This is a genomic window from Streptomyces griseobrunneus (genome assembly GCF_046713465.1).
GTDB classification, from domain to species: domain Bacteria; phylum Actinomycetota; class Actinomycetes; order Streptomycetales; family Streptomycetaceae; genus Streptomyces; species Streptomyces microflavus.
The window spans coordinates 6689234-6708631 of record NZ_CP177080.1 but is presented as its reverse complement, the minus strand read 5'-3'; the positions used below and the strand labels follow the sequence as shown (position 1 = coordinate 6708631).

19 protein-coding genes are annotated in these 19398 nt (G+C 72.0%); 6 read left to right on the top strand and 13 right to left on the bottom strand.

Annotated elements, in window-relative coordinates; translation table 11 throughout:
- Positions 1-86: 86 nt before the first annotated feature.
- From ACK8N7_RS30550 to ACK8N7_RS30540, 3 genes are read left to right on the top strand one after another with little or no spacing between them, the layout of a single operon-like run.
- A complete protein-coding gene (locus tag ACK8N7_RS30550; RefSeq protein WP_403211986.1) occupies positions 87-671 on the top strand; it encodes a sigma-70 family RNA polymerase sigma factor in 585 nt (194 codons plus the stop codon).
- Positions 668-1420, top strand: coding sequence for an anti-sigma factor (locus tag ACK8N7_RS30545; RefSeq protein WP_403211984.1), 753 nt, complete (start codon positions 668-670; stop codon positions 1418-1420). The genes ACK8N7_RS30550 and ACK8N7_RS30545 overlap by 4 nt, the downstream gene beginning before the upstream one ends.
- 40 nt (positions 1421-1460) lie before the next feature.
- Positions 1461-2816, top strand: a complete 1356-nt coding sequence (locus ACK8N7_RS30540; protein ID WP_500444596.1) for a cryptochrome/photolyase family protein — start codon at positions 1461-1463, stop codon at positions 2814-2816.
- A 40-nt stretch (positions 2817-2856) separates the two neighbouring features.
- Here the strand turns inward: ACK8N7_RS30540 and ACK8N7_RS30535 are convergent, their stop codons facing one another.
- The 5 genes from ACK8N7_RS30535 to ACK8N7_RS30515 form a co-directional block, all read right to left on the bottom strand.
- Positions 2857-3660, bottom strand: a complete 804-nt coding sequence (locus ACK8N7_RS30535; RefSeq protein WP_403211980.1) for a DUF1295 domain-containing protein — start codon at positions 3658-3660, stop codon at positions 2857-2859.
- On the bottom strand, positions 3657-5006 hold the full coding sequence (locus tag ACK8N7_RS30530; protein ID WP_403211978.1) for a class I SAM-dependent methyltransferase: 1350 nt from the start codon (positions 5004-5006) through the stop codon (positions 3657-3659). Before ACK8N7_RS30530 ends, ACK8N7_RS30535 begins: the two co-directional genes overlap by 4 nt.
- On the bottom strand, positions 5003-6211 hold the full coding sequence (locus tag ACK8N7_RS30525; protein WP_403212261.1) for a class I SAM-dependent methyltransferase: 1209 nt from the start codon (positions 6209-6211) through the stop codon (positions 5003-5005). The genes ACK8N7_RS30530 and ACK8N7_RS30525 overlap by 4 nt, the downstream gene beginning before the upstream one ends.
- A gap of 152 nt (positions 6212-6363) precedes the next feature.
- Entirely contained in the window at positions 6364-7098 is a 735-nt protein-coding gene (locus tag ACK8N7_RS30520) for a DUF1365 domain-containing protein (RefSeq protein ID WP_403211976.1), read from the bottom strand.
- A complete protein-coding gene (locus tag ACK8N7_RS30515; protein ID WP_500444595.1) occupies positions 7095-8369 on the bottom strand; it encodes an NAD(P)/FAD-dependent oxidoreductase in 1275 nt (424 codons plus the stop codon). Before ACK8N7_RS30515 ends, ACK8N7_RS30520 begins: the two co-directional genes overlap by 4 nt.
- Positions 8370-9047: 678 nt before the next feature.
- Between ACK8N7_RS30515 and ACK8N7_RS30510 the strand changes: the two genes are divergently transcribed.
- The 3 genes from ACK8N7_RS30510 (at position 9048) to ACK8N7_RS30500 (ending at position 11251) form a co-directional block, all read left to right on the top strand.
- Positions 9048-9695: a fasciclin domain-containing protein gene (locus ACK8N7_RS30510; protein WP_403211972.1), complete on the top strand. Its 648-nt coding sequence runs from the start codon at positions 9048-9050 to the stop codon at positions 9693-9695.
- A gap of 75 nt (positions 9696-9770) precedes the next feature.
- Positions 9771-10745, top strand: coding sequence for an ADP-ribosylglycohydrolase family protein (locus ACK8N7_RS30505; protein WP_403211970.1), 975 nt, complete (start codon positions 9771-9773; stop codon positions 10743-10745).
- Positions 10746-10813: 68 nt separating this feature from the next.
- Positions 10814-11251 (top strand): SPW repeat protein, encoded by a 438-nt coding sequence (locus ACK8N7_RS30500; RefSeq protein WP_403211969.1) that lies wholly within the window; start codon positions 10814-10816, stop codon positions 11249-11251.
- A gap of 144 nt (positions 11252-11395) precedes the next feature.
- Here the strand turns inward: ACK8N7_RS30500 and ACK8N7_RS30495 are convergent, their stop codons facing one another.
- The 8 genes from ACK8N7_RS30495 to ACK8N7_RS30460 all read right to left on the bottom strand — a co-directional run bounded on the left by ACK8N7_RS30495 (position 11396) and on the right by ACK8N7_RS30460 (position 19215).
- Entirely contained in the window at positions 11396-14236 is a 2841-nt protein-coding gene (locus ACK8N7_RS30495; RefSeq protein ID WP_403211967.1) for a DEAD/DEAH box helicase, read from the bottom strand.
- 63 nt (positions 14237-14299) lie between these two features.
- Positions 14300-15190 (bottom strand): diacylglycerol kinase, encoded by an 891-nt coding sequence (locus tag ACK8N7_RS30490; protein WP_403211965.1) that lies wholly within the window; start codon positions 15188-15190, stop codon positions 14300-14302.
- Positions 15191-15208: 18 nt separating this feature from the next.
- The gene (tatC, locus tag ACK8N7_RS30485; RefSeq protein ID WP_403211963.1) at positions 15209-16174 is read right to left on the bottom strand and encodes a twin-arginine translocase subunit TatC; all 966 of its coding nucleotides are present in this window, start codon (positions 16172-16174) and stop codon (positions 15209-15211) included.
- 49 nt (positions 16175-16223) lie between these two features.
- A complete protein-coding gene (gene tatA, locus ACK8N7_RS30480) occupies positions 16224-16520 on the bottom strand; it encodes a Sec-independent protein translocase subunit TatA (RefSeq protein ID WP_403211961.1) in 297 nt (98 codons plus the stop codon).
- A gap of 217 nt (positions 16521-16737) precedes the next feature.
- Complete coding sequence (locus ACK8N7_RS30475) at positions 16738-16935, bottom strand: hypothetical protein (RefSeq protein ID WP_403211959.1); 198 nt, start codon at positions 16933-16935, stop codon at positions 16738-16740.
- A 37-nt stretch (positions 16936-16972) separates the two neighbouring features.
- Positions 16973-17269 carry a hypothetical protein gene (locus ACK8N7_RS30470; protein ID WP_500444594.1) on the bottom strand — a complete coding sequence of 99 codons (297 nt, stop codon included), beginning with the start codon at positions 17267-17269 and terminating at the stop codon, positions 16973-16975.
- A 22-nt stretch (positions 17270-17291) separates the two neighbouring features.
- Positions 17292-18245 (bottom strand): helix-turn-helix transcriptional regulator, encoded by a 954-nt coding sequence (locus ACK8N7_RS30465; RefSeq protein ID WP_403211955.1) that lies wholly within the window; start codon positions 18243-18245, stop codon positions 17292-17294.
- Positions 18246-18261: 16 nt separating this feature from the next.
- Positions 18262-19215: a helix-turn-helix transcriptional regulator gene (locus tag ACK8N7_RS30460; RefSeq protein WP_015607505.1), complete on the bottom strand. Its 954-nt coding sequence runs from the start codon at positions 19213-19215 to the stop codon at positions 18262-18264.
- Positions 19216-19398 lie beyond the last annotated feature (183 nt).

Below are 19398 nucleotides of genomic sequence, written 5' to 3'. Positions count from 1 at the left end.
GAAGGATCGCGGGCATTCGACCAATCCGCACGGCCGTCGGCTCCGAATCACTCCTGGAACCGATGACCTCCCGGGAGGAAACCCGCGTGAACGAAGCCGTACAGATCCGCGGGGTGCCCTCGCCAGGACCCGACCTCCAGGAACTCCTGGTCCGGGTCGCGCGGGGGGACCAGAACGCGTTCGCCAAGGTGTACGACGCCGTCTCCGGGCCCGTGCTCGGGCTCGTACGCAGTGTGCTCCGCGATCCGGCCCAGTCGGAGGAGGTCGCCCAGGAGGTCCTGGTGGAGGTGTGGCGTACCGCGCCGCGCTTCCAGGCCTCCCGGGGCAGCGCGATGAACTGGGTGCTGACCCTCGCCCACCACCGGGCCGTCGACCGGGTCCGCTCGGCCGAGGCGTCGGCGGCGCGGGAGCACAAGGCGGCGCTGCTGGACCGGACGCCCGCCTTCGACGAGGTCTCCGAACAGGTGGAGACGCGGCTGGAGAGAGAGCAGGTACGCCGCTGTCTGCGGACCCTGTCCGAGCTCCAGCGGCAGTCCGTGACCCTGGCCTACTACCGGGGTCTGACCTACCGTGAGGTGGCGGAACTCCTCACCGTGCCGCTGGGAACCATCAAGACACGACTCCGCGACGGCCTCATCCGGCTGCGCGACTGCCTGGGGGTGAGCGCATGACCACGGCCGATCTGCACACGCTGACCGGGGCCTATGCCCTGCATGCGCTGCCGGACGACGAGCGCCGCGAGTTCGAGCGTCACCTGGGCGACTGCGAGGCCTGCACCCAGGAGGTGCGGGAGCTGTCGGCCACGGCCGCCCGGCTCGGGCTCGCTGTCGCCGAGACCCCGCCGCGCGAGCTGCGCGAGAGGGTGCTGCGGGAGATCACGACCGTACGCCAGGAGGCTCCGGCGCACGGCAGACGAGGACGTACGGTCAGCACCGGCCGCACCGGCCGCTGGTCCGCCTACGCATTGGCCGCCTGCATCGCGGCGGCGGCCGCCTTCGGCGGAGTGGCGGTGTGGCAGAACCAGGTGGCGCAGGACGCCCGCCAGGAGGCGAACCAGGCCACGCGGCAGAACGAGCAGCTGGCGCAGGTGCTCTCGGCGCCCGACGCGAAGACCACGTCGGGCGAGCTGACCGGCGGGGCCCGCGGCACCGTCGTCGTCTCGCAGGACCGGAACCAGGCCGTGTTCCTCGCCTCGGGGATGGAGCGGCCGCCGAGCGGCAAGGTGTACCAGCTCTGGTTCAACGACGAGGGCACGATGCGTTCGGCCGGTCTGATGGACCCGGCGGCGAGCGATGACGCGGTGCTGCTGGACGGGCCCGTGGACCGGGCGACGGGGATGGGCATCACGGTCGAACCGGCGGGCGGATCGGCCGAACCGACGTCCGACCCGGTGGCCCTGATGGACTTCCCGACGGCCTGACCGATCGACCCCGGCCCTCTCTGCAAGGAGCATCCGTTCCATGAACGTCGCGGTGGTGCTGTTCACCTCCGATCTGCGTCTGCACGACAACCCGGTGCTGCGTTCCGCCCTGCGGGACGCGGACCGGGTTGTCCCGCTCTTCGTCCGGGACGACGCCGTCCACCGGGCCGGGTTCGACGCCCCCAACCGGCTCGCCTTCCTCGCCGACTGCCTGGCGGACCTGGACGCCGGGCTACGGAAACGGGGCGGCCGGCTCATCATCCGTACCGGCCCGGTGGCGAAGGAGGTGCGCCGGCTGGTCGAGGAGACCGGGGCGGGGGCGGTGCACCTGGCCGCCGGGGTGAGCGGGTACGCCGAACGGCGCGAGGAGCAGCTGCGTACCGCCCTGGCGGACAGCGGCTGCGAGCTGCGCCTCCATGACGCGGTGGTAACCGCGCTCGCTCCGGGCCGGGTGGTCCCGACGGGCAAGGACCACTTCGCGGTGTTCACCCCGTACTTCCGCCGTTGGGAGGCGGCGGGGGTGCGGGGCACATTGACCGCACCCCGCGCGGTCCGGCTCCCGGACGGGGAGCTCTCCTCCGATCCCCTCCCCTCCCGGGACGACCTCGCCGACCTCTCCCCGGGTCTCGCCGATGGGGGCGAGCAGGCGGGCCGCAAGCTGGTGACGTCGTGGCTGGACGGGGACATGGCCGACTACGCCGACGGCCACGACGATCTCGCCGGGGACGCCACCTCCCGGCTCTCCCCCCACCTCCACTTCGGTACGGTCTCCGCCGCCGAACTGGTCGGCCGGGCGCGGGAGAAGGGCGGGCCGGGCGGGGAGGCGTTCGTCCGGCAACTGGCCTGGCGCGACTTCCACCACCAGGTGCTGGCCGCCCGCCACGACGCCTCCTGGTCCGACTACCGGCCGCGCCGGGACCGCTGGCGCTCGGACGAGGACGAGACCACCGCCTGGAAGACCGGGCGGACCGGCTATCCCGTGGTGGACGCGGCGATGCGGCAGCTGGCCCACGAGGGGTGGATGCACAACCGGGGCCGGCTGCTCGCCGCGAGCTTCCTCACCAAGACGCTGTACGTGGACTGGCGGGTGGGCGCCCGGCACTTCCTGGAGCTGCTGGTCGACGGCGACATCGCCAACAACCAGCTCAACTGGCAGTGGGCCGCGGGCACCGGCACGGACACCCGCCCCAACCGGGTGCTCAACCCGGTGACCCAGGGCAAGCGCTACGACCCGCACGGCGATTACGTACGCCGGTGGGTGCCGGAGCTGGCGGAGGTGAAGGGGTCCGCGATCCACGAGCCGTGGAAGGTGAAGGACGCGCCGGACTACCCGGACCCGGTGGTGGACCTGGGCGAGGCGCGGGCGCGGTTCGAGAAGGCGCGCGGGCTGGAGTGAGGGTCTGTACGCGTGAGCGCGTACAGACCCCCCACAGAGGTCAGCCGCGCCGCGGCGGCCGGGGGAAGAACCCGCTGGTGCGTGCCCTGTACTCGGCGAACCCCGGGCGGTCGGCCATGTGCCGCTCCAGCAGGGCCGCTCCGCTCCCCTTCGTCAGCAGGAAGCTCATCACCAGCGGGGCGACGACGGTAGCAGCGGCGGCCCCGGGTGCCTGGCAGACGAAGAGGAACAGGCCCCACCAGACGCAGAAGTCACCGAAGTAGTTCGGGTGCCGGGTCCATGACCACAGGCCCCGGTCCATGATCTTCCCCTTGTTGGCGGGGTCGGCCTTGAACCGGGCGAGCTGATGGTCCCCGATCCCCTCGAAGGCCAGCCCGACCGCCCACAGGACGGCGCCCGCCCAGGCCCACCAGACCAGGGGCCCGGTCAGGTACTGCGCGGCCTGCACCGGCAGCGAGACCAGCCAGACCAGCGCGCCCTGAAGCAGGTAGACCTTGCGCAGGGCGTAGAGCTGGGGGTGGCCGGGGGCCTTGGCGAGCATCTTCTCGTAACGCGGGTCCTCGCCGTGGCCGCGCCCGCGCCGCCCGATGTGGACGGCGAGCCGCAGGCCCCAGACCACCGTCAGCACGGTCACCACCAGGCGCCGCACGTCGTCGCCCTCACCGGCCGAGAGGCCGTACGAGACGAGGGCGACGGCGGCGAAGCCGATGCCCCAGGCGACGTCGACGATGCGGTGGACGCCCTTCCTGAGGGCGATGGCGAAGGTGACCAGCATGACGGCGAGTGCGGCGCCGGCCGCGCCCGCGAGTCCGCTCGCGAACGCGGCCCAGGCGAAGCCACTCACCGCTGCGCCTCGTACCAGTCGCGCCGGGTGGGCGGCATCGCGGCCCTGCCGGTCCTGTCGGGGCGTACGCACAGGATCTGGTCGACGCCCATGCGCCGCTCCTCGAACGCGAGGGCGCCGCCGACGAGGTAGAGCCGCCAGACACGCGCGGTCTCCTCCCCCACCAGGGCCGTGAACTCCGTCCAGCGCTCCTCCAGCGTCCGCCGCCAGGCGTCCACGGTCAGCACGTAGTGCTCGCGCAGGGCTTCGACGTCCCGCACTTCGAGGCCCGCTCCCTCCAGCAGCCCGACGGTGTCGCCGACGGGCCGCATGTGCATGTCGGGGGCGATGTACGACTCGATGAACGCGCCGCCGCCCGGGGCGTCGGCACCCCGCGACATCTGCTGGACCAGCACCCGGCCCTGCGGCCGCAGCGAGTCGTGCAGGATCCGGGTGAAGGCGGGGTACTCGGCGTCCCCGACGTGCTCGCCCATCTCGATGGTGGAGACGGCGTCGTACGTGCCCCGGGTCTCCGGCCGCCCGGCGATGTCCCGGTAGTCGATGTTGAGGACCTCGACCAGCTCCTCCAGGCCGCGTGTCGCGACCTGCCCCCGTACGTACGCGGCCTGTTCGGCGGCGAGCGTGACGGCGGTGACCCGGACGCCGTGGTGCTGGGCCGCGTAGAGGGTCAGCGAGCCCCAGCCGCAGCCGATGTCCAACAGGCGTGCGCCGGGCCGCAGTCCGAGCTTGCGGCAGATCAGCTCCAGCTTGTCGCGCTGCGCGTCGGCAGGTCCGTAGCCGGGCGCGTCACTGGTCCAGTAGCCGCAGGAGTACGCCATGGTCTCGTCGAGGAGCAGCGCGTAGAAGGCGTTGGACAGGTCGTAGTGGTGGCTGATCGCCGCCCGGTCCCGGGCCTTGCTGTGCAGCGCCCCGCGCAGCCCCGCCCGGGCCGCGGGGACCGGCGGGCGGGGCCCCACGGCACCGAGACGCAGGGCCGTGCCCGCCGCTCTGAGACGGTCGGCGAGCGAGGGCGCGGGCGGGGTGAGACCGCGTTCGCTCACCGCGCGGCGCATGGCGCGCAGCCCGTCGCCGAGATCCTCGTCCAGGTCGATCTCCCCGGTGATGTACGCCTCGGCCAGACCCAGTTCGCCCGGCTCCCAGAGCAGGCGGCGCAGTGCGCGCCGGGAGCGTACATGGACCGTGGGGGCGTCCTCGGGTCCGGCCTCGCTGCCGTCCCACATCCGTACCCGGACCGGCAGGCCACCGCCGAGCAGCCGCTCGGCCAGGGGTTCCAGCCGCTGGGCGGCGCCGGTGGGGGTGCGCCGGGCGGCCGGCTTAGCAGGGGGCCTGTCGGCGGTGGTGGTCACAGGTTCTCCTGGTGGGTCGGTTCACGGGTCAGGAGCAGTTGCTGCACATCGAGGTAGCCGGAGCGGAAGCCCGCTTCGGAGTAGGCCAGGTAGAAGGTCCACATACGGCGGAAGACGGCGTCGAAGCCGAGGGCGTCGACCTCGGCGGAGCGTTCGGTGAACCGTTCGCGCCACAGGCGCAGCGTCTCGGCGTAGTGCGCGCCGTAGCCGATGCGCTGGACCGTCCGCAGCCGGGTGTGCTCGGTGGTGACCCGCTCGATCGCCTCGGTGGAGGGCAGCAGTCCGCCGGGGAAGATGTACTTGTGGATCCAGGTGTATGTGGAGCGGCTGGCGCGCAGCCGGTCGTCCGGCATGGTGATGGCCTGGAGGGCGACCCGGCCGCCGGGCGCCAGGAGCCGGTCCAGGGTCTGGAAGTAGACGGGCCAGAACTCCTCGCCGACCGCCTCGATCATCTCGACGCTGACGATGGCGTCGTACTCGCCGGTGACCTGGCGGTAGTCGCAGAGCCGGACCTCGGCCCGGTCCTCGAAACCGGACTCGCGGATGCGCGTACGGGCCAGTTCACGCTGTTCGGCGGAGAGGGTGACGCTGACGACCCGGGCGCCGCGGGCCGCCGCGCGGACGGCGAGTTCGCCCCAGCCGGTGCCGATCTCCAGGAGCCGGGTGCCTTCGCCGACGCCGGCGGCGTCCAGCAGCAGATCGATCTTGCGGTGCTGGGCGGCGGGCAGCAGGGACTGCTCGGCGGGGAAGCCCCGGAAGACCGCGGAGGAGTAGGAGAGCGTCTCGTCCAGGAAGAGGGCGAAGAGCTCGTTGGAGAGGTCGTAGTGGTGGCTGATGTTCTCCCGGGAGCCCTCGGGGGTGTTGAGCTGTGCCTCGGGCTTGCGCAACGCCCAGAGAGCGCGCAGCCGTTGCAGCGGGGCGGGGATCAGTTCCGCCGCGTTGTCGGCGAGGACGGTGAGCACGCCCACCAGGTCGGGGGCGTCCCACTCGCCGGCCATGTAGGACTCGCCGAACCCGATGAGCCCGCTCGCGCCGATCCGCCGGAAGAAGGCGTCGGGGTCCCGGATGTCCATGAGCGGCCCGCCGAGGCCGATGTCCTCGACGCCGGCGAGCCGGGCGCGCAGGGGGAGTCCGGCGAGCGCGTGGCGGACGATGCGGCCGGCGAGTGCCGTACGGGCGCGGGAGGCGCGGGGCCGGGTGACGATGTCGGGCCAGCGCTCGGGGTCGACTGCGGGGGGCTGCTGCCGGGCCGGGGCGGAGGCGTGGCCCCTCGGCGCGGGGACGTGTCCCGCCGGATCGGGGGTCCGGTCGGCCGGGTCGGGGGTCCGGTCTGCCGGCAGCTGGTGGGTGGGCGCGGTCACTGCATGCCTTCCTGTGGGCGGTGCTGGGGACGGGGCTGCACGGGGAGGCCGCGCAGGTAGAGCCGGATGCCGTGCAGCCGGATGGCGAGGGAGACGGCGACGGTGGAGAGGGGGTGGCGCAGGGCGAGCCGGGCCAGCGCCCGGGGGGTGGCCGGGCGGCGGGTGCCCCGTACGGTCGCGGTGAAGGGGCGGCCGCCCTCGCGCTCCAGATGGACGCTCAGGTCGAGCCGGTCGCCGGGTTCGGGCAGCCGCATCCGGTACCCGCCGTCGACGGGGAAGAACGGCGAGACGTAGAACTCCTTGCCGGTCGTGGCACGGTCGTTCCCGTCCGGGTGGAGCAGATAGCCGTGCCGTTCCCCGTACGTGTTGTGCACCTCGGCCACGACGCAGAGCGGGGAGCCGTCGGCACGGCGGCACCAGTAGACGGTGAGCGGGTTGAAGACATGGCCGAGGACCCGGGCCTGGGTGAGCATGGTGACGGTGCCGTCGTCGAGGTCAACGCCGCGGGCTTCCAGGAACCGGCTCAGCCCGGCCCGGATCGTGGGTGCGGTGCCGCCGAAGTGGTCCCGGGGATCGAACCGGGCCAGGGGCCGCAGGGCGCGCGGCAGCCGGGGCGGGGCGTCCGGGTCGATGAGCCACAGGTAGGTCCGGTGCCGCAGCGCGTACTTGCCGGGCCGGGTCCGGACGTGCGTGATGGTGCACGGGTACAGGGATCCGCTGTGGCCGCTCACCACGTCACCCCCAGGGCCCCGGCGGCCTCGGCCCCCGACCGGCAGCCGTCCTCGTGGAAGCCCCAGCCGTGGTACGCCCCCGCGTAGGCGGTGACGGGTCCGGAGAGGGCGGGCAGCCGGGCCTGGGCCGCGACGGATTCCGGGGTGTAGACGGGGTGTTCGTAGACCATGCGGGCGCGTACGGAATCGGGGTCGACCCGGTCGGAGCCGTTCAGGGTGACGACGAAGGTATCGGGTGCGTCGAGCCGCTGGAGCCGGTTCATGTCGTAGCTGACGGTGACCCGGTCGGCGTCGGCGGCGCAGGAGGGCATCAGGTAGTTCCAGGAGGCCCTGGCACCACTGCTGCGGGGCAGCAGAGTGGTGTCGGTGTGCAGGAGCGTCGGGTTGCGGGAGTACGTGAAGGCGCCGAGCGTGGCGCGTTCGGCGTCGGTCGGGTCGGCCAGCAGCCGGAGCGCCTGGTCGGGGTGGGTGGCGATGACGACGGACTCGTACGGCGTGGTCGTGCCGTCCTCGGTGGTGAGCTCGACGCCGTCCGCGTGGCGGGTGATGGCGCGGACCGGGGTGGCGGTGTGGACGGCGGTGAGCTGTTTGACGACCCGCTCGACGTACGCGTGCGAGCCGCCGGTGACGGTCCGCCAGACCGGGGAGTCGCCGATGGTGAGCATGCCGTGGTGGGACAGGAACGCGAAGAGGTAGCGGGCCGGGTAGCGCAGGGCGGTGACCGGGTCGCAGGACCAGACGGCGGAGACCATGGGGGTGAGGAAGTGGGCGTGGAAGTACGGGGAGAAGCCGCCGCGCCGGGCGAACTCCCCGAGGGTCATGTCGGTGGCCGGGCCCTCCGGCAGCTCCAGCAGCGCGCGGGCGGCCCGGTGGAAGCGCGGCACCTCGGCGAGCATCCGCAGATACGGGCCGCGCAGGAGCGAGCGCGGCTGGGCGAGGAGTCCGGCGGGGCCGCGGGCGCCCGCGTACTCGAGGCCGCACCCCTCGCACCGAACGGACATCGACATCTCGGACTCCTGGGTCGCGACACCCAGTTCGTCGAAGAGCCGCAGGAGGTGGGGGTAGGTCCGCCGGTTGTGCACGATGAAGCCCGAGTCGACGCGGTGCACCCGGCCGTCGGACGAGCCCAGCTCATGCGTGTGGGCGTGGCCTCCGACCCGGTCGTCCGCCTCGTACAGCGTGACGTCGTGCGCCTCCCGCAGGACGTGGGCGGCGGTCAGTCCCGCCACTCCGCTCCCCACCACGGCTGTCCGCCGCCGCTCCCCTGCCATCCCGGCTCCCTCCGGTCCTTCTGCGCTGTTCGGAGCAGTACAGAGACGCTCCTCGCACTCCATTCGTCGCAGGTGGCCGGAAGGATTGGTCGATGATCGGAACTACCTCGATCGAGTGAATGACCCGGCCGGACCAATCCGCCGGGCGCCCCGCGCCGAATCTCTTGCGTGAGAGCAGATCGGAACACTTCGCGGACGGACGGCGCCCTCGGGCCCCGGCGGTCCCGCCCGGCGCGTGCCTTCTTCGCCGCGTCCGGCGGACGGGCCACCGGGCCCGGTGCCCGGTGTACCGCCCCCTCGCCCTCCGTGCCCCACGTGCACCGGCCGGCGCCGGTCACCGCGGTGGGCGGGGCGGGCAGGCGGTCCACCCCGTCGGCGGATCCGGTCTGCGATGCGGTCGGCGGCGGCAGCGCCGCCCGGACGGCCGGGGAGCCGTCCGGGCGGTGCGCCGTCACCGGTCGGGAGAGCCGGGCCGGCCGCAGGAGCGAGGCGGCTCCTGGTCGGACGACCGGCTCCGGCACCGGGTCCGTCTCCCGCGGCTGGGAGACGGACCGCGGAACGCCGGAATCCGCCCCCGCAAGGCCCCTACACGATCTCTCCCTCTCACCCTCCCCACTCCCCCTCCCCTGAGCACCGTTCATTTCCCCCGCTCAGCACCTTCGATCCAGGAGAAACACCATGAACACCCTCCACTTCCGCCGCACCGCCGTCGCCGTGGCCGCCGCAGCCGTGCTGCCGCTGGCCCTGACCGCCTGCTCCTCGGGTGACTCCTCCAAGGACTCGGCGGCGGGCTCGACCCCCAGCGCGGCCGCCTCCACGAGCGCCTCGGCCGACGACTCCATGACCACGGACAAGCCGTTCGGTCCGGGCTGTGCGTCGGTGCCGCAGGACGGCGCGGGCTCGTTCGACGGCATGGCGAAGGACCCGGTCGCGACGGCCGCCTCGAACAACCCCGAGCTGTCGACGCTGGTGGCCGCCGTGAAGCAGGCCGGTCTGGTCGACACGCTGAACAACGCCGAGAACATCACGGTGTTCGCGCCGACCAACGACGCGTTCGCGAAGATCCCGAAGGCCGACCTGGACGCGCTGCTGGCGAACAAGGCCGAGCTCACCAAGGTCCTCACCTACCACGTGGTGGGCGAGAAGCTGACGCCGCAGCAGCTGGAGAAGGGCTCGTTCGACACGCTGGAGAAGAGCAAGCTGACGACGGCCGGTTCGGGCACGGAGTACACCGTGAACGACGCCTCGAAGATCGTCTGCGGCAACGTCCCGACCGCCAACGCGACGGTCTACATCGTCGACTCGGTCCTGATGCCCCCGAAGTAATTTCCCGGGTGTGAGGGGCGGTTTGCCGCAGGGGATCGCGGCACACCGCCTTTCGCCGTGCCCTAGCCTGACCCGATGATCTCTCCGCACGCAGCCTCCCGGGCCGGCCGGGTGGCCGGAGCCGTCGTCGGCTCGGCCGTGGGCGACGCGCTCGGCGCCCCCTTCGAGTTCGGCCCGGCAGGGGTGTTCTCCGCCCGCTTCCCCGACGGCGTCTCCACGTTGTGCGGAGGCGGGGGCTGGGATCCGGGCGAGGCGACGGACGACACGCAGATGGCGGTGCTGGTCGGCGAATCGCTGCTGGAGCGGGGCGGCCTGGACCTGCCGGACGTGTTCGACCGGTTCCGACGGTGGGCGGCGGGCGAACCGAAGGACATCGGCCTCCAGACCGAGGACGTACTGACCAACGGCGAACCGTGGGACCTGGCCGCGGCCCTGCACTTCCAGGTCAACGGACGGGCCGCGGGCAACGGTTCGCTCATGCGGGCAACGACGTCGGCGGTCTACTTCGCCCCCGCCGGCCGGGCACGGACCATGGACGCGGCCCGCCGACTCGCCGCTCTGACCCACGGCGACCGGGCGGCCTGGGAGGGCACCGCCGTCTTCCATGAGCTGGTCCGGGTGGCCCTGGCCGGGGACGACCCGCTCGCCGCCCTCTCGGAGACCCTCGGCGAGGTCCACGCGGACCACCGGCCACGATGGGCCGCGGTCCTCGCACCCGACTGGCACCCCGCCCTGGCGACCGAGTTCAACGGAGCGGTCTGGCCCTGCCTCGGCGCCGCCCTGTGGGCGCTGCGCACGACGGACACGTTCGAGGCCGCGCTGGCCGCCGCCGTGGACGTGGGCGGGGACACCGACACGGTGGCCGCCGTGACGGGCGGCTTGGCCGGCGCGGTGTACGGCATCGACGCCGTCCCGGACCGCTGGACCGGGCTTCTGCACGTACCGCTGCCCGGGCACGGGGACCGGGTGCTGCGGACCCCGGATCTTCTGATCCTCGCCGAACAACTGGATAACAAGGGTGCACATAAGGGGCAGATAAGAGCAGAATAGACATGTGGGCGCCTGACGCCAATTCCCTCTGGCGCCGGAGCCCACAGGATCGAAGGAGACGAAATCTCATGACCAACGTCTCAGACACCAGGAGTGACATATCGGGTCACCCCGATGCCTCCGAAATGCGCGCGCGGTACGACAGGGTGATGGGCGGCCGCGATGTGGCGCTGGTGGACGCGCCGGTGTTCCTCGTCGGCCTCTACTGCGCCGTCTCCCCCTGGGTGCTCCACTTCACGGCCAGCCAGCCCGCCCTGGTGACGCACAACCTCGTCATGGGCATCGCGATCGCGGTCCTGGCCCTGGGCTTCACGATGATGCCCGAGCGGATGTACGGCCTGAGCTGGGCGATGTGCGCCATCGGTGTGTGGATAATCGTGTCGACCTGGGTGGTCGGGAACAGCCCGGACGCCGGAATCGTCCTCAACAACATCATCGTCGGCGGACTGACGGTACTGCTGGGCATGGTCTGCGCCGGAGCAGCGACAAGAAGCCGCAGCACCTGAAGCCCCACTCAGCCCCTCCGGCGTTTGAGGAGCGGGGTCCCGGGGGGGGAGCCCCGGGGGGAGGAGCCCCGGTTTCGGGAAGGGGCGGGTAGGGGAACAGGCCCGCCGCAGGCGCCCCACACCCCGCCCCCGCCCCCGTCGGCGTCAGCCGACAGAGCTGTAGGCCACAACCCCCCGAAGCACCGCATCAACGGCCTTCCGGGCATTCCGAGCCACAGAGCTCGCCCCCGCACTCCCCTCCCGAGGAGCCGCCGCAGCCACCTGTCCCAGCACGTCGATCACCTGCTTGCACCACCGTACGAAGTCCCCCGCCGGCATCTCCGCCTCGCGTAGCACCTCGTCCAGCGTGTGCCCGGAGGCCCACATGTAGACCGCCCAGGCGAAGCCGAGATCGGGCTCACGCTGCCCGACCCCCTCCGTCTGGTTGATCTTGAAGTCCTCCTCCAGCGCGTCCAGCCGCCCCCAGATCCGCACCATCTCGCCCATGGCGAGCTTCGCGGGACCGGACGGCAGCTTGGGCGCCACCGCGTCATCGGCCTGCCGCGCCTCGTACACCAACGCCGAGACGCAAGCCGCCAGCTCAGCAGGGTTGAGCCCTTCCCAGACCCCGTCCCGCAGACACTCGCTGGCGAGCAGGTCCAGCTCCCCGTACAGCCGGGCCAGCCGCCGGCCGTTCTCGGTGACCTCGTTGCCCCGGAGGTAGTCCAGCTCGGTCAGGAGCGCGACGATCCGGTCGAAGGTCCGGGCGATCGTGTTCGTCCGCCCCTCGATCCGGTTCTCCAGCTGCCGCGTGTCCCGCTGCAGCCGGTGGTAGCGCTCGGCCCAGCGCGCATGGTCCTCGCGCTCGTCGCACCCGTGGCAGGGGTGGGCGCGCAGCTCGGTCCGCAGCCGGCTGATCTCGCGGTCGTCGGCGGCCGCCGCCCGCTCCCTGCGGTGCCGGTCGGGCACGATGTGCCCGGACTTCGTCCGCAGCGCGGAGGCCAGATCGCGCCGGGACTGCGGCGACCGCGGGTTGAACGACTTCGGCACGCGCATCCGGTCCAGCGCCTCCACCGGCACCGGGAAGTCCATCGAGGCCAGCCGCTTGACCTGTCGCTCGGCGGTCAGCACCAGCGGCCGGGGCCCGTCGTGGTGGTCGAACCCGCGGTGCCCGTTGGCCCGCCCGGCGGGAAGCCCCGGGTCCAGCACGAGCGCCAGTCCCGCGAACTTCCCCGTCGGCACATGGATGACATCGCCCGGCTTCAGCTTCTCCAGCGAGGAGGCCGCCGCCGCCCGCCGCTGCGCCGCGCCCTGCTTGGCGAGCTCCGTCTCCCGGTCCTTGAGGTCGCGGCGCAGCCGCGCGTACTCCTCGAAGTCACCGAGGTGGCAGGTCATGCCCTCCTTGTAGCCCTCCAGGCCCTCCTCGTTGCGCTGCACCTGCCGTGAGATACCGACGACCGACTTGTCCGCCTGGAACTGGGCGAACGAGGTCTCCAGCAGCTCCCGCGACCGGTGCCGCCCGAACTGCTGCACCAGGTTGACGGCCATGTTGTACGAGGGGCGGAAGCTGGAGCGCAGCGGATACGTACGCGTCCCCGCGAGCCCGGCCAGCGCCGTCGGGTCCATGCCGCGCTGCCACAGGACCACCGCGTGGCCCTCGACGTCGATGCCGCGGCGCCCGGCCCGACCGGTGAGCTGGGTGTACTCGCCGGGGGTGATGTCGGCGTGCTGTTCGCCGTTCCACTTGACGAGCTTCTCCAGCACCACGGAACGCGCGGGCATGTTGATGCCGAGCGCCAGGGTCTCGGTGGCGAAGACCGCCTTCACCAGGCCCCGTACGAACAGTTCCTCGACGACCTCCTTGAAGGTCGGCAGCATGCCCGCGTGATGCGCCGCGATGCCCCGCTCCAGGCCTTCGAGCCACTCGTAGTAGCCCAGGACGTGCAGGTCCTCGCCGGGGATGGAGGCGGTCCGCTCCTCGACGATCTCGCGCACCAGCCGGCGCTTGTCCTCGTCGTTGAGCCGGAGTCCGGCGTGCAGGCACTGCTGCACGGCGGCCTCGCAGCCGGCCCGGCTGAAGATGAACGTGATGGCGGGCAGCAGCCCCTCGTTGTCCAGCCGGTCGATGACCTCGGGCCGCCCGGGCGTCCAGATCCGGCTGCGCTGGCGCCTCTCGCGCTCGCGGTCGGCCTCGCGCACCATCTTGCCCCGGCGGCGGTCCCGGGGGTTGTAGACGTTCTGGTTCTCCTGCCGGGCAAGCCGGACCAGGTCCGGGTTGACCTCACGGCGTCCGGCGCCGCGACCCCCGTGGTCGGTCGCCTCCTCGAAGAGGTCGTACATCTTGCGTCCGGCCATGACGTGCTGCCAGAGCGGCACCGGCCGGTGCTCGGAGACGATCACCTCGGTGTCGCCGCGCACGGTGTCCAGCCAGTCGCCGAACTCCTCCGCGTTGGACACGGTGGCCGAGAGGGACACCAGAGTCACCGACTCCGGGAGGTGAATGATCACTTCCTCCCACACCGCGCCCCGGAAGCGGTCGGAGAGGTAGTGCACCTCGTCCATGACCACATAGCCGAGGCCGGACAGCGACTGGGAGCCCGCGTACAGCATGTTCCGCAGGACCTCGGTGGTCATCACGACCACCGGCGCCTCGGAGTTGACGCTGTTGTCGCCGGTCAGCAGGCCGACCTTGTCCGCGCCGTACCGCTTGACCAGGTCGGCGAACTTCTGGTTGGAGAGCGCCTTGATCGGCGTGGTGTAGAAGCACTTGCGGCCCTGCTCCAGGGCCAGGTGCACGGCGAACTCGCCGACGATCGTCTTGCCCGACCCCGTCGGGGCCGCGACCAGCACCCCCTTGCCCGCCTCAAGAGCCTGGCAGGCCTCGATCTGGAACGGGTCCAGTCCGAACTCGTACATCTCCCGGAAGGGCCCGAGGGCCGTCGCCATCTCGGCCGCACGGGCGCGGGATGCCTGGTATCGCTCAGCTGGTGAGAGGTCCTCTGTCATCTTGGCTACGAGCCTACCCGTCACCTCTGACACTCAGCCCGATCTTTAAATCCCCTCGGTCCTTCACCCTGCCAGCACCTGTACGGCACCCGGTACGCAGGTCGCGGTGAGCGGCAGCGGGCCCAGGGGTTCACCGTCCGCGTACGCCGTGACACCGGCCGCCGCCAGCTCGATCGAGGAGACCCGGTGGACGGTGACGGCGGGGTGGCCCAGGTGCGTGCCCTTGTAGACCTTCGGGAAGACCTTGAGAAGCGTGGTGCGGGTGCACTCCCCCACCACGGTCACGTCGAAGAGCCCGTCGTCCATCTCGGCGTCGGCGCAGATCCGCATGCCTCCGCCGTACGTGGTGCCGTTGCCCACCGCGATGAGGGTGGCCTCAATCTCGCGGGCCTCTCCCCCGTCGAGCCGGATGCGATACGGGATCGGGGCGAAGGCGGCGAGTTCGGCGAGGATCGCGAGGTCGTACTTGAACCGGCCGCCGACGAAGCGCATCCGGTTGCCCCGGTCGTTGACCCGGGAGTCGAAGCCGGAGGCGAGGACCGAGCCGAACCAGCGCTCCCCTACCCGTCCGAGGTCGATCGCGCGGTGGTTCCCCTCCTTGAGCGCCCGCGCGGCCAGCCGTCCGGCGGCGGCCGGGTCGCGGATCGGCAGGCCCAGCGCGCGGGCGAAGTCGTTGCCGGTGCCGACGGCGACGACGCCGAGCGGGGTGGCCGTCCCGGCGACGGCCTGGAGGGCGAGGGACATCAGCCCGTCCCCGCCCACGGCTATCAGCGCCCCGGTCCCCGCCGCCACGGCCTCGCGGGCCCGGCGCAGCGCGTCGTCGGCGTCCTCGCCGAGGACCGTACGGACGGAGAAGCCGGCGTCCCGCAACGCGGAAGCGGCCGGCTGCGCGGCGTGCGCGCCCCGGCCGCGTCCTGCGGTGGGATTGACGAAGAGGGTGATCTCGCTGGTCACGCGCCGGACCCTACAAGGTCAGGTGATGTCGTCGTAACCGTTGAGCCGGTGCGAACGGGAACCGTCACTCTCGCCGGACGCCTGCTCCGGCAGCGCTCTGCGCGGGGCCGCCACGGGCTCGATCCCGCCGACCGGCTCGGGGGTCAGGTCCAGGTGGGAGGCCTCGTCGTCGCTGAGCTCGGCGTCGGGGTTGTTGCGGTTGCGCCGCTTGTCGTTCAGCAGGGAGAAGCCGACGGCGACGAAGTAGAGCACCGCGAGCGGACCGGCCAGCAGCAGCATGGAGATGGGTTCACCGCCGGGGGTGGCGATGGCCGCGAAAGCGGTGAGACCGACGATCATCCCTCGCCACCAGCCGAGCATCCGCTTTCCGGTGACGACGCCCGTCATGTTCAGCGCGATGAGCAGCAGGGGCAGCTCGAAGGCGAGCCCGAAGACGATCACCATGCGGACGAGCAGGTCCAGGTAGCTGTCGAGGCCGATCTGGTTCTGCACGTCGTCGGGGCTGAATCCGAGCATGATCTCGGCGGTCTGCGGCAGGATCTTGTAGGCGAGGTAACCGCCGGACAGGAAGAGCGGCGCACCGACGACGGCGAAGCCGTAGGCGTAGCGCTTCTCGCCCTTGTGCAGGCCCGGGGCGACGAAGGCCCACACCTGGTACAGCCAGACCGGGGTCGCCAGCAGCACGCCGGACATCAGCGCGACCTTGAGCGCGTTGGTGAAGGGACCGATCAGGGTGTCGGTCTTCAGCAGCGCGCAGGACTTGCCGTCGACCGTGGTGACCACACCGTTGCGGCAGCCGACCGAGTCCTGGATGGGAGCCAGAAGGAACTCGTAGATCTCCTTCTGGTAGAACGCAGCCACGATCATCACCACGACGATCGCCAGCACGGCCTTCAGCAGCCGGTTACGCAGCTCACGCAGGTGATCGAGGAGAGGCATCCGCCCCTCTTCGTCCTTCTCCTGCTTGCGGGCAGACTTGAGCAACCCACTTCCCTCGTCTCGTGCGGCGGCTGTCGGCGGAGCGCGTCAGCTGTCAGCTCTGGGTGGTGGGCTTGGGCTCGTTGACCGGACGGGAGCTGGTGACGTCACCCGGAGCGGCCTGGATGGTGCGCGCGGTGGTGGACTGCGGAGGGGTCGGGTCCGCGACGGTCTCCGTCGTGGGCGTGGCGGTCGCCGCGTCGTCCTTCTTCATCGCCTTGGCCTCGCTCTTGAGGATGCGGGCCGACTTGCCGAGCGAACGCGCCATGTCGGGAAGCTTCTTGGCACCGAAGAGCAGCAGGATGACAGCGATGATCAGAACGATCTCGAGGGGCTTCAGATTGCCGATCATGTGCGACTTCCTTCTCACTGAGGCGGCTGGAGGGTGGGCTCGCTACCCGTTCGACCGGGCATACGTCCGATCGTTGCGCTTGGCAGCGATCGTAACCCGCAGGGGTAAACGCGAGGCAATGCCCGTGCGTACTGCGGCTTGCGGCCCGCGCCTCCCTGCCTGGGCCGTCCCTTGCAGCGTACCCCTCGGGGCCCTGGAACATCAGGCCGCGGCCCCGTTATCGCAGGCTGTCGCCGGTGGCCGCGAGGCGCGTCGCCGCCCGTTCGAGCTCTTCCGACGCCTGGTTGATCCGCTCGGTGGTGGTCGTGACCTGACGCCCGAGACGCTGGGCCTCGACGAAGACCTTGATGGCCAGTACGCCGAGGACGGCGACCCCCAGGAATCCCAGGACGATGGCGAGCATGGGCCAGAACATGCGGCGGTGCCTCTTCCTACGGGGCGGTGGGGCGGTGCTACGGGGTGGCGTGCAGGCGCAGGGTCCGTACGCCGCCGCCGGTGAGCAGTTCGATGATGCGCTCCCCGGCGGGCTTGCGGACCGGGGCGGCGCACTCCGGGCAGGTGAAGGTGTAGAAGGTGGTGCGGCTGCTGGCTCCGATCGCCAGCCGCAGCGCGCCCGCCGCGAGATCGAAGCGCCCGCGGCAGTCGGGGCAGGCGGCCCGGAACCGTACGGCGGCGGGTACGGGTACCGGGACCGGGCCGGTGCGGACGGCCGTGCCGGTGGTGACCGGTACGAGGTGGGTCGGGTTCATCTCGTCTCCGCTCCGGGCCCGCTCAGGCCGTGTCGTAGGCGGTGAGCGCCTCGCGGGCCGCCGTCCGGGCGCTGTCGGCGAGTTCCGGCGGGGCGACGATGCGGCCCTCGCCGCCGAGGCGCAGGGCGAGGCGGCGCAGGGAGGCCGGGTCCGGGGTGCGCAAGGTGATCCGCAGTCCGCCGTCGGGCAGTTCCTCGGCGGAGTCGTGCGGGTAGTACTCGGCGACCCAGCGCCCTCCGGTGCCGACCTCGATGACGACCTCGGGGTCCTCGGCGGCGGGCTGGACCAGACCTTCGGAGAGGTCGCGCAGTTCCAGCTCCGGCGGTGCGGAGGGGGCGTCGAGGAGGCGGATCTCGGCGACGCGGTCGAGGCGGAAGGTCCGGCGGGCCTCGGAGAGCCGGCACCAGCCCTCCATGTAGGTGTGGCCGACGGCGAAGAGCCGGATCGGGTCGACCTCGCGCTCGGTGAGCTCGTCGCGGGCGGGCGAGTAGTAGCGCAACCAGAGGCGGCGGCGCTCGGAGATGGCACGGTCGACGTCGGCGAAGACACCGCCCTCCGCCTCGAAGGTCACCGAGAGCCGGGAGCTGGCCGCACCGGACTCCCCCGCCGCGGTCTCCAGCTTGGCGGTGGCGCGGACCAGGGCGAGCCGGTCGCTCTCGCGCAGTCCGGGCAGGGTCGCGACGGCGCGGGCGGCGACCAGCAGCGCGGTGGCCTCGTCGGCGGCGAGCCGGAGGGGCTCGGCGACGTCGTCCGGGTTGTGCCACCAGATCCGGTCGCCGTCGGTGTCGATGTCGAGGAGGTCGCCGCCGCGGAAGCTGGTCCCGCACATGGGCAGCACGTCGAGGTCCGAGATCAGCTCGTCCTCGGTGATCCCGAAGGCCCGCGCCACGTCCTGGACGTGGGCGCCGGGGCGCTCACGCAGGTACGTCACCAGGGAGAGCATCCGGCGGGTCTGGTCGATCGCGTTCGTGGCCATCGCTACGGTCCCGTCCCTAATCCTTGGCCACGGCGCGCAGCCGGTCCACCACATCGGCCCGCAGATCGGCGGGTTCCTCCACGACGACGTCCGGCCCGAACTCGACGAGCCAGGCGTCGAGACCGTGTCCGTACGGGATCTCCAGCTCGTCCCAGCCGTCGCCGCGCTCGTGGACGGATATGGCCCGCGAACGCAGCGGGTAGCCGGACCCGGCGCGGAGCCTGATCCGGGCGGTCCGGGTGGCGGTCTCGCCGGCCCAGCTCTCGACGGTCTCGCGGACCGTGACGACGTCGGGAACCTCGGCGGTGAAGGCTCCGGCGCGGGAGCGGACCTTGCCGGTGATGCGGGAGAGCCGGAAGACGCGCTCGGCGCCGCGGCCCCGGTCCCAGCCCGCGAGGTACCAGTGGCCGCGCCAGCATTCGAGGGTCCAGGGCTCGACCTGGCGCTGCACGGGGGCGGCGGAGTTGGCCTTGCGGTAGTCGAAGGTGACCGGGCGGCGGTCACGGCAGGCGAGCATCAGGGGCTCGAAGGCGGCCTCGTGGACGGGGATGCGGGGTTCGAGGGCGCTGTGCACCTCGTAGGCGTCCTCGGCCTCGGGCATTCCGGCGGCGCGCAGCTTCTGCAGGGCGCCGCTGGCGGCACCGGCGAGGCGGGCCTGCTGCCAGACCTTGGCGGCGAGGCCGAGGGCCGCGGCCTCCTCGGCGTCCAGGGTGATGGGGGGCAGCCGGTTGCTGTCGCGGCGGGCCAGGTATCCGGTGTCGCCGTCGAGGTTCTCGACGGTCTCGATGACGAGGCCGAGCTCGCGCAGATCGTCCTTGTCGCGCTCGAACATCCGGTTGAAGGAGTCGTCGGAGCCCGCTTCGAGGTAGGCCTCGATGGAGCCGCGGAGTTCGCGCTTGCTGAGCGGGCGCCGGGTCCCCAGCAGGCACAGCGCGAGGTTCATCAACCGCTCGGCCTTGGCAATCGCCATCGACGCCCTTTCTCTTGTGCTCTACGACCGTCGACCGTACCGCCCCGGGGTGTGGGGACCAAAGCGGGCTCGTGGACCGGACAGCGGTGAGGGCCCCCGCCGTGCGGCGGGGGCCCTCATTCTGCTGACCGGAACGGAGCGTACGGGACCGGAACGGAGCGGATCGCACTGCTCACGCGACCC